Source organism: Parafilimonas sp. (genome assembly GCF_051953455.1).
Classification (GTDB): domain Bacteria; phylum Bacteroidota; class Bacteroidia; order Chitinophagales; family Chitinophagaceae; genus Parafilimonas.
The window spans coordinates 45,773-59,720 of record NZ_JBQCIT010000037.1 but is presented as its reverse complement, the minus strand read 5'-3'; the positions used below and the strand labels follow the sequence as shown (position 1 = coordinate 59,720).

Genomic DNA, 13,948 nt, shown 5'->3' with positions numbered 1-13,948 from the left:
CTGGTAATTCCATTTGGTAATAGGCGTTGTAATATTTATTACATCTGTTTCCTGGAAAGCATCAGTGCCCAGCAGGTGCGCAAATACCTGGCCGGTGATACAAACAAGGGGTGTAGAATCAATTTGCGCATCGGCAAGGCCTGTTACAAGATTCGTGGCGCCCGGGCCGCTGGTTGCAAACACGACACCGGTTTTACCGCTTGTGCGTGCAAAGCCCTGCGCTGCATGTATGGCGCCCTGTTCATGGCGTACGAGTATATGTTTCAGTTTATTGTCGTGATCAAACAACGCATCATAAATGGGCATAATAGCGCCGCCCGGATAACCAAAAATTGTTTCCACGCCTTCAGCTATCAATGCTCTCATCACGGCTTCACTGCCACTGATATTTTCAACTTTTGGTTTAGCAGTTTCTTCTTTAACTAATTCAAGTGTTTCCATAAAAACATTTTTTATTGTGAACCCAGCCAGTGGGTTTTATTGTGAGATATATTTTAATTTAATACAACTGTTATCTGTAATAGCCCAGTAAATCTGTTGAGCCAACATTTATAAACCCCGATTGCCGCAACATGGTCACCAATTGTCCGCGATGATATGTTGCATGATTGACGACGTGTGCAAACAACTGGTAAAAGGGCATTGAATAAGCGTCTCCGTTCAATCTTTTAAAATCGCAGTTTTTAGTAAGATCCATTTCATTAAAATTTTCAACAAATATTTTGAAAGCTTCAGATGTTTTCTTCCAAAGTGCTATATGTTCTGCTTTTGTTCCTTTATATGTTGACTGCAACCATTTCACCGGTTCATGCCTGAACCTTTGCAGCCACGTATTTTCTGCACTGATGATATGCAATACCGTCTCCTGTATGCTGCTAAAACTGCTGACGATTGGCTTGTTCCATTGTTCATCAGAAATATTTTCAAGCCAGCCACAGGCAATGTTATTTGCCCATAAGTTATATTCAGCTAATTCTATAAAATATTGCTTGTTCATATCATTATTTATTCAACAGCATCAACGCTTTTCACAAATACTCTAATCATTATTTTAAATCCGCTATTCCTGGTCGGTAACACATCCTTCACTTGCTGTTTTTACACTTCTTGCGTATTTATAAAGAACACCGTTTGTTGCTTTTAATGCAGGCTGCTTCCATGCGGCTTTGCGCTTCGCAATTTCTTCTTCACTCACTTTTAAAGTAAGCGTGTTATTGATGGCATCTATTTCAATTATATCATTGTCTTCAACCAATCCAATGAGGCCGCCTTCCTGCGCTTCCGGTGTAATGTGGCCCACCACAAAACCGTGTGTGCCGCCGCTAAACCTGCCATCAGTTATTAAGGCAACACTTTTACCTAAACCTGCACCAATAATGGCGCCCGTTGGTTTCAGCATTTCGGGCATGCCCGGCGCACCTTTGGGGCCAATGCCGCGTATAACCACCACATCGCCTGCATGTACACGCTTGCTTTGCAAACCTTCTATCAAATGCGCTTCGCCTTCAAACACCCTTGCAGCGCCTTCAAAACGCTCGCCTTCTTTGCCGGTAATTTTTGCCACACTTCCCTTTTCAGCAAGGTTGCCGTATAAAATTTGTAAATGGCCTGTTGCCTTGAGCGGCTTTTCCAAAGGCATTAAAATATCCTGCTTTTCAAAATCAAGATCGGGTGCCTCTTTTAAATTCTCTGCAATGGTTTTACCGGTTACCGTTAAACAATCGCCATGTATCAGGCCTTTGCTCAACAGGTATTTCATTACGGCAGGCACACCGCCATATTGATGCAGGTCTGCCATCATATATTTGCCACTTGGTTTAAAGTCTGCCAGCATGGGCACTCTATCGCTTATCTTCTGAAAATCGTCTATCGTTAAATCAACACCCACGCTTTTTGCCACAGCAATCAAATGCAATACGGCATTGGTGCTTCCGCCCAATACCATTACAACCGTAATGGCATTTTCAAATGCCTTACGCGTCATAATATCTTTTGGCTTGATATCTTTTTCAAGCAATAACCTTATGGCTTCACCAACCGAATCACATTCTTTTTGCTTCGCTTCGCTTAACGCCGGGTTGCTTGATGAATACGGTAAACTCATGCCCATGGCTTCAATAGCGCTTGCCATAGTATTGGCGGTGTACATGCCGCCACAGGCGCCGGCGCCGGGGCAGGCATGACGAACAATACCTTTAAAATCTTCTTCGCTTAAATTGCCGGCAATCTTTTGCCCCAGGGCTTCAAAAGCAGATACAATATTCAAATCATTTTGTCCTTTGTAATGGCCGGGTTCAATGGTGCCACCGTATAACATTATGGAAGGGCGGTTGAGCCTCCCCATAGCCATTATGCAACCCGGCATATTTTTATCGCAACCCGGTATTGCAACAATAGCGTCATAATACTGAGCGCCGGCATTGGTTTCAATACTATCGGCAATTACATCACGGCTTACCAAACTATAACGCATGCCATCAGTGCCCATGCTTATGCCATCGCTCACACCAATTGTATAAAAACGCAAACCCAATAAACCATCAACTTTATTTACGCTGTCTTTTACCCGTGTTGCAAAATCATTTAAATGCATGTTGCAGGGATTGCCATCCCAACCCATGCTTACAACACCTACCTGAGCTTTCTTAAAATCTTCTTCTTTAAATCCGATTGCATAATACATTGCCTGCGCTGCAGGTTGCGTTGGATCCTGCGTTAACGTTTTAGAATACTTGTTTAGTTCTGCCATTGTTTTTTGTATAAATCTTATCTGAATAAAAAACCCGCCTCGGTCTGGAGGCGGGTTTCTATATCAATTTTTTTAGTTTATATACTAAACACCACCTCCCATTGCAGAAGTAATAATGACAACGACAATAATTATGACGCTGTTATTAGTGATGTTATTGATTATTCTGTTCAACATATTTTAAGATGATGAACAAATATATAACCGCCTTTTAATTATCCAAAGAACTTCGCCGCAATTTTTTACGGCTTTATATTATTGTTGATTTTCTCAGTTGCACATTTTCAACATTGATCCTTTCATGATCAGTTGATTTCACATAATCACTTATAAGATCGCCTATGGTTGAAGTGAAATAAAAATTCACCGGCTCAATATCTTTAGATACAAAGCCATTCTCCAGTGTCCATTTAACTGCTTCGCGCACCAATGTAGCTTCGGCAGTCAAGCCAAAATGTTCCAGCATCATGGCTGCGGATAAAATGGAACCTAAAGGATTGGCAATATCTTTTCCCGCGGCCTGCGGATAAGAACCATGAATAGGCTCAAATAAAACTGTTCCTGTGCCAACAGAAGCCGAAGGCAATAAACCAAGCGAACCGCTTAACACGCTGGCTTCATCGCTGATGATATCACCAAACATATTTTCCGTCAACACAATATCAAACTGTTTTGGATTAAGCATTATCTGCATGGAAGCATTATCAACAAACATATAATCTACCGCTACATCAGGATATTGTTTGGAGATTTCCTGCACCACCTTTCTCCACAGCCTTGATGTTTCCAGCACATTGGCTTTATCAACCAGCGTTAATTTTTTCCTGCGTTCCGGTTTTTGTGCATATTGAAATGCAAGGTGTGCAATGCGTTCAATTTCGGGCGTTGTATAAACACAATCATCGCTTGCTTTTGTACCGTCTTCGCTTAATTCTTTTTTACCAAAATAAATACCGCCGGTTAATTCGCGGAAGATGATAAAGTCAACACCTTCCAGCTTTTCTGCCTTCAACGGAGCAAGATGCTGCAGCGCAGGATAGGTATTTACGGGGCGGATGTTAGCGAATAACTGCAATGATTTTCTCAGCTTCAGCAAACCTTGTTCGGGACGAACTTTGGCAGTTGGATCGTTATCATATTTTGGATGGCCGATTGCACCAAACAAAACGGCATCACTGTTCAGGCAGCTCTCGATGGTTTCATCAGGTAACGGGTTGCCGGTTTTATCAATAGCTACGGCGCCCATTAAATGATAGGTGTAATTAAATGTATGATTGAACTGCGCGGCAATCGCATTCAATATTTTTACAGATTGCCTTGTTACTTCCGGGCCAATGCCATCGCCTTCTATTACGGTAATATTTTTCTGCATAAAAAGCTATACTGCTATAGCAGTTGATTTAGTTATATTAATTGAATATTGTTTATGCGCATTATTCTCCAGCAACATCACTTTGTCAACACACCGGGGAATTTCATTTTCATAGTGGCTTACATAAATTAATGTTTTGTTCGATTGGCTGCACAGCTCATCTACGAGTGCAACAAAGTCCGTCACCTGTTGTTCATCCAGGCCCTGGCAAGGTTCATCAAGAATTAATAACGGCGGATTTTTTACAAGTGCCCTCGCCAGTAGAGCCAGCCGCTGCTGGCTTGTAGAAATCGTATGCAATTGTTGCTGTGCTTTTGCTTCGATGTTTAAAAAATTCAACCATTCGTTCACAATATGCTGCTGCTCTTCACTTAGCCTTTTATATACACCAATCGTATCAAAAAAACCTGATGCAATTGTATTATAAACTGAAATGGTTTTATCATAATACCAATGCAGTTCAGGCGATACAAAACCTATTTTCCTTTTAATATCCCAAATACTTTCACCACTGCCGCGTTTCTTATCAAATAAAAAAACCTTGTTGGAATATGCCTGCGGATGATCGCCGGTTATTAAGCTTGTCAGTGTTGATTTACCCGCACCATTCACACCTTTCAACAGCCATTTTTCACCACGGTTTATTTGCCAGTTAATATGATTGAGAATCTTTTTTTCACCGTAAGCAACAGAAACATTTTCCAGTTTTACGGCAACATCAAATTCAACTGTAGTTTTCCATGCCGGAACTTCACCATTGAATTGTGAGCGATGAACGCCGTATGCTGAATGATGCTTTTTGAAACTTTCAATTTCTTCAAAGTATTTCAAGCCACCATTTTCGAGTTCTGCAATATGCGTGATACATGTTGGTGCATCTTCAACATCGGCAATAACAATGATGGTTGAAGATTTGGCCTTTTCATCAATGATGCCTTTCAAAATTCCCCGGCTGTTAATATCGAGGCCAATGAACGGCGTATCAAAAATAAAAACATCGGCATCCTGCAGGAAAGCTTTGATTAGCTGGAAACGTTTGTGTTCGCCGCTTGAAAGATGCAGCAAAGCATCATGTCTGCGATGATGCAATTGAAGCTGCGTAAGCAAAGCCTCAATTTTATTTTTATCACCGGATACTTTCAGCAACTCATCCAGCACGGTTAAAGCATCATTGCTTTCAAAACTGTTGTAGCGCTGCTGGTAATAAAAATCGCTGGTGTTAGATAACGTTTTGAAAAAATAATGTTGTTCAACAAAAATTATCTCCGGTTTCTTGCCGGCATATTCAACAGCGCCTTTATAAAAAATCTTATTGGCTAATACTTTTGCCAGCGTTGTTTTGCCACTGCCTGACTTTCCTGTAATTAACAAATGGTTGCCTTCATTCAGAGCAAACGAAACAGAGTCCAGCAATAAACTATGATGCTGGTTTACAATTATATTATTTGCTGTGATGAAAGTTTGCGCCATAGCTTAATTATGCTGTGTTTCGTATGTTTCTATTTCCTGCTTCATGTTCAATAAATAATCGATGTCATCAAAACCATTTAACAGGCATGTTTTCTTGTAATTATTGATTTCGAAATGCTCCATTGGATTTTCAGCAAATGGAAGCGTGGATGTATTGTTTAAAATGGTAATGGTTTGATCAGACAGGTTCACCTCAAGTTCTGTTGACTTATCAAACAATACGGCGGTAAAAATTTTTTGCAGGAAATTTTCGCTTACTACTACCGGCAACAAGAAATTATTGAGTGCATTGTTCCTGAAAATATCAGCGAAAAAACTGCTTACCACCACATCAAATCCATAGTCTTTAATAGCCCATGCCGCATGTTCCCTCGATGAGCCGCAACCAAAATTTTTGGCAGCCACCAATATTTTCCCTTTATATAAAGGCTCGTTTAAAACAAAATCTTTTTTAGGCTTTGATTCATCATCGTTTTCATAACGCCAGTCGCGAAAAAGATTTTTACCAAAGCCATCGCGGCTGGTAGCCTTTAAAAAACGTGCAGGAATTATCTGGTCTGTATCAACGTTTTCAATGTTCAATGGAACTACCGTTGATTTAATTATATTTATTTGCTTGCTCATACCCTGTCTCCCGAAGGAGTTTTTATTCTTTAAAATTATTTCAAATACTTAGTCTAAGCTTTAACAGCTTTTACCCTTAATCTTTTATAATCTCCGTACCATTTGCCATTTTTATAATTAGTCTCCCGCAACGTAGTAACGGCTTTATCAATGATTATTTCAATTTTTTCTGATGGAATAAATTTGAAAAAAGCCTGGCAAAACTGAACGATCCAATTCTTCATACCATCTTCGCCAACCAGTTCTGTCGGCCTGTCGAACTGAATGATATTGGAAACGGTGAAGCCAACGTTTTCAAGCATTGTTGCCTGCTCTCCCGCAGATGAAAAATAATTTACCTGGATGTTCGAATTCAATTCAAAGCCTTCTTCATTCAATGCTTTTTTTATCGCTTCATGAATGTTTTCAATATTGTGTTTGGCACCCATTTCATACACAAAGCGGCCACCGTCTTTCAAGCTGTCATAAACACTTTGCAATACATTTTGCTGGTCTTTTATCCAATGAAGGGTTGCATTTGAAAAGGTTGCATCAAACTTTGAAATAAAAGTGAAATTGCCTGCATCTTTTACAAGAAATTCAAGTTCACCATACGCCTGCTTTGCTTTGGCAATCATTTCAGGTGATGCATCTATACCGGTAACAATAGCGCCGCTTTCTGCTATTTTATGCGTTAATGTTCCGGTGCCGCAACCAACATCCAGGATATGTTCCCCTTTCTGTGGTGCCAGCCAGCCCATCACATCTTCACCATACTTTGCAACAAAGCCGTGTTTGTTATCGTATAAATTGGCATCCCATGCTTCCGTCCCTAATGGTGAGCGTTGAAACTTCATATTTATCGGGCCTGTCATATTTAATCTTTGTATGGAAACTGAAGCGATAGTTCTTCAGATTACATGGTTAATAATTCTTTCAGGATATCAGTTCCCTAACATCGGTTACTTCACCTGTTATAGCTGCTGCAGCAGCGGTTAAAGGGCTCGCCAAAAACGTCCGGGCATTCGGCCCCTGCCTTCCTTCAAAATTCCTGTTGGAAGTGGAGATACAATATTTACCGGCGGGAATTTTATCTTCATTCATGCCCAAACAGGCAGAACAACCCGGCTGGCGCAACATAAATCCGGCCTCTTCAAAAATTGTGTTAATGCCTTCTTCAATGGCTTGTTTTTCTACCTGCTTGCTGCCGGGAACCACCCACACTTCAACCCCTTCGGCTTTTCGTTTCCCTTTTACAAAACCGGCCACCATTCTTAAATCTTCAATGCGGGCATTGGTACAACTTCCAATAAAAACATAATCTACTTTTTTGCCTTTCATTACGGTACCCGGTTCAAGGCCCATATAATGCAGGCTTTTTTCGTATGAAGGTTTATCTTCTGCACTTATTTCTGTTAATGCAGGCACATGACCTGTAACGCCAATGCCCATGCCCGGGTTGGTACCGTAGGTTATCATTGGCTCAATATCTTCCGCTTTAATGTTTAGCTCTGTATCGAATGCAGCATCTGCATCGCTGTATAAAGTTTTCCAGTAAGCCAATGCTTTGTCCCATGTTTCGCCTTGCGGAGCAAACTTCCGACCTTTTACATAATCGAAAGTGATGTCATCGGGAGCAATCATGCCGCAGCGGGCACCCATTTCAATACTCATGTTGCAAATGGTCATGCGGGCTTCCATCGACAGGTTGCGGATAGCAGAGCCTGCATATTCCACTGCATAACCGGTGGCGCCGCTGGCAGATATTTTTGAAATGATATAAAGAATAATATCTTTTGAAACAACGCCTTTATTTAAGGTACCTTCTACGTTAATGCGCATCAATTTTGGCTTGCTCTGCATTAAACATTGCGTTGCCAAAACCATTTCCACTTCGCTGGTGCCAATACCGAATGCTATAGTACCAAATGCACCATGCGTTGAAGTATGGCTATCCCCGCAAACAATGGTCATGCCCGGTTGTGTAATGCCCAGTTCAGGGCCGATGATGTGAACAATCCCCTGGTAAGGATGGCCTAAACCATATAATTCAATACCGAACTTTTCGCAATTCTGTTTCAGGGTTTCAACCTGCTTCCTGGATAATTCTTCGCGAATGGGAAGATGTTGATTGAGTGTTGGCACATTATGATCGGCAGTTGCCACCACCTGTTGCGGACGAAATACCTGCAACCCTCTGTTTTCTAAACCTTTAAAAGCCTGCGGGCTGGTTACCTCGTGAATAAAATGCTTATCAATATATAAAACTGAAGGGCCGCCTTCAATTTGCTTTACTACATGTTTTTCCCAGATTTTTTCGAATAAAGTCTTGCCCATTTTTATTTGTTTGAACCACTACCCACAAAGACACTTCGATCGATTTTTTTGTGCCTTCATGTCTTTGTGGTCTGAATTGTTAATTAAATGCTGAAAGCACAAGGTATGATGCCAAACCGGCAACCGTTATTCCTTGATACGATTGCCGGTCTCCAAAAAATTTAAGAAACAGCCTCCGGCTGGTATGCTTTAGCCAATTCATGCAAATCGTCGTCTTTTACTTCTTTCTTTTTATCGGCTACGGCTAAAAACTGCTGGTACAATACATCAATATCGTTGCGGTTAAAATTATAACCGATTTTCTGAAAGCGGTGTGCCAAGGCACTTCTGCCGCTGCGTGCTGTGAGAACAATTTTACTGCCATCCGCACCCACATCTTCCGGCCGGATAATTTCATAAGTACTGTTGTCTTTTAAGAAACCATCCTGGTGAATACCGCTTGAATGGGCGAATGCATTAGCGCCCACAATAGCCTTATTCGGCTGAACCGGCATACGCATGGTATCGCTTACCAGGCGGCTGAGCGGGTTAAGTTTTTCTGTTTTAATATTTGTATAAAAACCGAGGTAAGCATGCTGTTTTAAAACCATTACCACTTCTTCCAGCGAAGTATTGCCGGCCCGTTCGCCCAAACCATTGATAGTGCATTCTATCTGGCCCGCCCCGGCTATTACCCCGGCAATGGAATTGGCAGTTGCTAATCCAAGATCGTTATGGCAATGGCAGGAAATTGTAGCTTTATCAATATTGGGGACATTGTTAACGAGATAGGCAATTTTTTCTCCGTATTGATGGGGAAGGCAATAACCGGTTGTATCAGGAATGTTCACCACCGTTGCACCTGCAGCTATTACGGCCTCTATTACTTTTGCGAGGAACCCGTTTTCGGTGCGGCCTGCGTCTTCCGCATAAAATTCCACATCATCTACCCAGCCTTTTGCCCATTTAACCGCCTGGACGGCACGTTGCAGAATCTCTTCCCGGGTAGCATTAAATTTAGATTTGATATGCGAATCGGAAGTACCGATGCCTGTATGGATGCGTGGACGCTTTGCATATTTAAGGGCTTCACCGGCTGCATTTATATCTTTTTCAACAGCACGGCTAAGGCCGCAAACAGTAGCATTCTTAATTACCTTGGAAATTTCTTCCACCGAAGCAAAATCGCCTGGGCTGGAAATAGGAAAGCCAGCCTCAATTATATCAACACCCAAATCTTCAAGAGCGAGCGCCAGTTGTATTTTTTCTTTTGTATTGAGTTTACAACCGGGCACCTGTTCGCCATCTCTTAAAGTGGTGTCGAAAATGTCAATCTTTTTTGTTTGCATAGATCTGTGATTTTGCGGTGTACTATTTATGAACAATTGTTAGTAATATCAGGAAGAGATAAAGTTAAACATATTACATTTCCACTAAAATGAATATGAGGATGCTTTTACGGTTATAAATAACCTGTAATTTTGCTGAAAGTCTTTACAGATAAGTATTTGCGCAAATTTTATTTACGATGCCTAACAGGAGTACAGACGAGCTATTTCAGTTGATAAAGTCACTTGATAAGTCGGAAAAGAGATTATTTAAACTGCATGTAAAACGCATATCGGGCACAGACGACCTCAAAATACTGGCTTTATTTGATGCGCTGGATAATATGGCTGAATATGATGAAGAAAAGTTGCTGCGCAAAAATCCATCCATTCAAAAGCAGCAGCTTTCTAATATGAAAGCTTATTTATATAAACAGTTGCTTTCAAGCCTTACGCATTCATCGCCTGATATTGAAACGGTATTGAGCGAGTATATTATGTATGCCAGGTTACTGTATAATAAAGGCCTTTATATGCAGTCGCTGAAAATACTGGATAAAGTAAAAGCTGTTGCCAAAACACATGATCAATCCACTTACCGCCTGCAGGCTTTAATTTTTGAAAAGAAAATTGAAGCCATGCATATAACGAGGAGCATAGAAGGCAAGGCCGAAGAATTATCAAAAGAATCGGATGAAGTAAGCCGGCGGGTGTTGCGGTTGAATAAGCTGGCCAGCTTTGCATTGCAGTTATATAGCTGGTATATTCAGCACGGGCATGCAAGGGATGAGAAAGATGAGAAAGCATTGCATGACTTCTTCTTTTCCTATTTGCCCACCTGCCAGGTTTGTGATATGGACTTTTACGAAAAGCTTTATTATTACCAGTCTTATACCTGGTACACATTTATATTGCAGGACCTGCTGGGCTTTTACCGCTATTCGCAAAAATGGGTGGACCTGTTTGAAGAAAACAGGAGCATGAAGGATATTGAATCCATTCAATATGTAAAAGGGCTGCATAACCTCTCAACAGCGCATTTTGTTTTATCCAATTATAAAAAGTTTGATGAAGTACTGCAATTATTTGAATCGTTCTGGGTATCGAAGGCGGGGCAAAAAGATGCCAATACACAAATTCAAACTTTTATTTACATGCAGATTGCTTTACTGAACAAGCATTTTATGCATGGCACTTTTACTAAAGGGCTTTCACTGGTGCCTTATATTGAAGAAAAAATTGAAGAATATAAACTGCATATTGATACGCACCGTATTCTCATCTTTTATTATAAGATCGCCTGTTTATATTTCGGAAGTGGTGATAATGAAAAAGCCATTGATTATCTCAACCTGATTATAAACCGCCGGCCTGATTTGAGGACTGACCTTCACTGTTATTCAAGGCTGCTGCATTTAATAGCACATTTTGAACTGGGTAATTATGACTTGGTGGAATATCTAATTAAATCGGTGTACAGGTTTATGGCCAAAATGAATAACCTGAATATTGTAGAAGAAGAGATTTTTAAATTTCTGCGTAAATCGTTTAATTCAACGCCTGCCAAAATTGTGGCTGAATTTGAACCGCTGAAAAACAAGCTTGAATCATTAAAAGGAAACCCGCTTGCCACGCGGTCATTTATGTACCTCGATATAATAGGCTGGCTGGAGAGCAAGATTGAAAACGTGCCGGTGCAGGACATTATTCACAATAAATACCTTAAAGCTAAAAAGAACCGGCAGGCGGCAGATGCCCTTAATTAAGGCTTATAATAAAACTGCTGTTTTTTTGAATCCCTTTTTTAAATATATCATGCAATTTTGGCCTGGCGCTAACTACCGTGTGTTTTTCCAAATCCAACACTTCATGGCTTAAGGTAAATGTTTCAAAAGACTCCATATACGGAAATAATCTTTTTATGTTTTCTATTTCCCGGTTTATCTTTTTCTTATCAGTTTCACTTGTTTTAACAGTTATCAGTAATTCCCTTTCCATAAAATCATATTTATTACTTAATGGCAAAGATGGTTCCGAATTACACATCCTTACTACAAAGACGCCTTAAGCAGCTTTAATCCACAAAATGGGAAATAGAATTTACAATCCTGTAACAATAAATTCAGTGCGCCGGTTTAAAGCCCTGCCTTCTTCTGTAGAATTGTCAGCTACCGGCTTGGTTTCGCCAAAGCCTTTTGAAGTTAAACGCTTTGCATCAATACTTTTGCTTATTAAATAATCAACAACAGCTTTTGACCTGTTTTGAGACAATAATAAATTATCGGCATCGCTGCCCACATCATCTGTATAACCGTTTATTTGTATTTTGATGGATGGATTATCATTCATTAACTGAACAAGTTTATTCAGTTCAATCATGCTTACCGGTTCAAGCGTATAAGATTTTGAATTGAACTGGATATTTTTTAAACGTACCGTTGCATTCAGTTCAACCGGTTCCAGCGCAATATTTTTTATATAAACGCTGTCTGATGGTTTATCGGCAAGATTAAACACATCGCTATAAAATAAATAGCCTTTGCGGTTTACGGTAAAAGTGTAATTTTTATTTATTGGCAGCGTAATAAAATAATAACCGGTTTCATCGGTTTGCACATCGCTTAAAACCTGCTGGCTGCTGTCAACACTCAATTCAACGGAACAAGGCAGGCCTTTATTTGTTTTGGCATCGGTAACATAACCTTTTACATACAAGGTTTTTACGGGGCTCACATCAGGCCTCAATTTAAATTTATAGAGATCGAGAAACCCTTTTGTATCCGCACGGTCGCTGGCATAATAAGCCGTTAACCCATCGGAAGCCACAAACAAACTACCTTCATTTTCCAGGGTATTGATGGGATAACCAAGATTTTCCGGTTTGCCCCACTGCTTCTCCCCTGTTCTGCGCAACAAATAAATATCGGTGCCGCCATAACCGGGTAAGCCATTAGATGTATAATATAATGTTTGATTATCGGCATGAATGAACGGTGCAATTTCGTCGCCAACTGTATTTACATCAGCACCCATATTTACGGCAGGCTGCCATTTTCCATTAACGCGATAGCTTACATACAGATCTTTACTGCCATAACCACCCGGCCTGTCGCTGCTGAAATACAAGGCATTTTTATCAGGACTTAATGATGGCGAACTTTCCCAAAATTCTGTATTGATATTGGCGCCGAGGTTTACCGGTTCGCTCCAGCCGGTTGGTGTATCATACGACATATATAAATCGAAATTGCCATAGCCTTTTCCTGCAAAATTGCCGGCAAACAAAAGCCATTCGCCATCCTGTGAAATATTGATAGCCCCTTTGGATGGTTCAACATTTATATCACCTTTAATTACTTCTGCTTTGGAATAACCACCAGGCATTAACCTGCTTTCTACAAAATCTTCCTGTATGCCCTGCCCGCGACGGGTAAAAACCAAAATGCTGTCATCAATAGTAATTGAGGGATAATATTCCGGCCGTGGCGAGTTTACATTATCACCAAGGTTTACAGGCGCAAATTCATAGTTGGCAGATAGATGCGAGGCTGCATATTGTATGGCAAATTCATAGGTATGCTTTCTGTACAAAGCGCTTTTCCTGCTTTTCTCATTAAGTCTCGGCATAGTAAGAAAATTATCAACTGCAGTCAACGCTTCATTAAATTTACCGGCGCCTGCAAGGTTAATGGAATAGGGCAACAGATAAAATTTGGAATACCCGCTGTCAATAGTAAAAGCCTTTTCGTAATTCAAAATGCTGTTGTTATAATCCTTCAGTTCGCCATAAACACCGCCCAGCGTAAGGTATGCATCCACAAAATTAGCATCGTATTCTATCGCTTTATTTAAAACTGGAATAGCATTGCGCACGTCCATGTCGTTTTGTAAAATACCCATTGCCTTTGTATAGGAGTCCATCGCTTTTTTATTCACCGCTTCAGGATTATACTGCTGCGCCCTGGCAACAATGGTTACGCAGCATAAACAAACCAACAGGTATTTCATCAAAGTATTTTTTATTATTCTTCCCCGATAGAACGCTGATCATATTCTTATTTAAAAGATGCGTTTCATAAGTAAAGATGCAAACAAGTTGTTTAAATGAAC

At 40.5% G+C, this 13,948-nt stretch carries 12 protein-coding genes; 1 reads left to right on the top strand and 11 read right to left on the bottom strand.

Features of this window, described 5'->3' with window-relative positions:
- The 9 genes from ACTHN6_RS14915 to ACTHN6_RS14875 all read right to left on the bottom strand — a co-directional run.
- On the bottom strand, nt 1–441 hold a 441-nt coding region (locus ACTHN6_RS14915; protein WP_440436567.1), incomplete at its 3' end, for a thiamine pyrophosphate-binding protein.
- 70 nt (nt 442–511) lie between these two features.
- Nucleotides 512–997, bottom strand: a complete 486-nt coding sequence (locus tag ACTHN6_RS14910; protein WP_440436566.1) for a DinB family protein — start codon at nt 995–997, stop codon at nt 512–514.
- A 63-nt stretch (nt 998–1,060) separates the two neighbouring features.
- The gene (ilvD, locus tag ACTHN6_RS14905) at nt 1,061–2,749 is read right to left on the bottom strand and encodes a dihydroxy-acid dehydratase (protein WP_440436565.1); all 1,689 of its coding nucleotides are present in this window, start codon (nt 2,747–2,749) and stop codon (nt 1,061–1,063) included.
- A 250-nt stretch (nt 2,750–2,999) separates the two neighbouring features.
- Nucleotides 3,000–4,121, bottom strand: a complete 1,122-nt coding sequence (gene leuB / locus ACTHN6_RS14900; RefSeq protein ID WP_440436564.1) for a 3-isopropylmalate dehydrogenase — start codon at nt 4,119–4,121, stop codon at nt 3,000–3,002.
- 6 nt (nt 4,122–4,127) lie between these two features.
- Nucleotides 4,128–5,591 carry an ATP-binding cassette domain-containing protein gene (locus ACTHN6_RS14895; protein WP_440436563.1) on the bottom strand — a complete coding sequence of 488 codons (1,464 nt, stop codon included), beginning with the start codon at nt 5,589–5,591 and terminating at the stop codon, nt 4,128–4,130.
- A 3-nt stretch (nt 5,592–5,594) separates the two neighbouring features.
- Nucleotides 5,595–6,173 (bottom strand): 3-isopropylmalate dehydratase small subunit, encoded by a 579-nt coding sequence (gene leuD / locus ACTHN6_RS14890; protein ID WP_440436562.1) that lies wholly within the window; start codon nt 6,171–6,173, stop codon nt 5,595–5,597.
- Nucleotides 6,174–6,268: 95 nt separating this feature from the next.
- A complete protein-coding gene (locus tag ACTHN6_RS14885; RefSeq protein ID WP_440436561.1) occupies nt 6,269–7,051 on the bottom strand; it encodes a class I SAM-dependent methyltransferase in 783 nt (260 codons plus the stop codon).
- A 79-nt stretch (nt 7,052–7,130) separates the two neighbouring features.
- Nucleotides 7,131–8,531, bottom strand: a complete 1,401-nt coding sequence (gene leuC / locus ACTHN6_RS14880; protein WP_440436560.1) for a 3-isopropylmalate dehydratase large subunit — start codon at nt 8,529–8,531, stop codon at nt 7,131–7,133.
- A 161-nt stretch (nt 8,532–8,692) separates the two neighbouring features.
- Complete coding sequence (locus ACTHN6_RS14875) at nt 8,693–9,859, bottom strand: 2-isopropylmalate synthase (protein WP_440436559.1); 1,167 nt, start codon at nt 9,857–9,859, stop codon at nt 8,693–8,695.
- A 179-nt stretch (nt 9,860–10,038) separates the two neighbouring features.
- Between ACTHN6_RS14875 and ACTHN6_RS14870 the strand changes: the two genes are divergently transcribed.
- Nucleotides 10,039–11,604 carry a hypothetical protein gene (locus tag ACTHN6_RS14870; RefSeq protein ID WP_440436558.1) on the top strand — a complete coding sequence of 522 codons (1,566 nt, stop codon included), beginning with the start codon at nt 10,039–10,041 and terminating at the stop codon, nt 11,602–11,604.
- Here the strand turns inward: ACTHN6_RS14870 and ACTHN6_RS14865 are convergent.
- Together ACTHN6_RS14865 and ACTHN6_RS14860 are read right to left on the bottom strand one after the other, a co-directional pair.
- Entirely contained in the window at nt 11,597–11,836 is a 240-nt protein-coding gene (locus tag ACTHN6_RS14865) for a hypothetical protein (RefSeq protein ID WP_143075774.1), read from the bottom strand. The genes ACTHN6_RS14870 and ACTHN6_RS14865 overlap by 8 nt on opposite strands.
- Before the next feature lie 102 nt (nt 11,837–11,938).
- Complete coding sequence (locus ACTHN6_RS14860; protein ID WP_440436557.1) at nt 11,939–13,846, bottom strand: OmpA family protein; 1,908 nt, start codon at nt 13,844–13,846, stop codon at nt 11,939–11,941.
- Between the last annotated feature and the right edge of the window lie 102 nt (nt 13,847–13,948).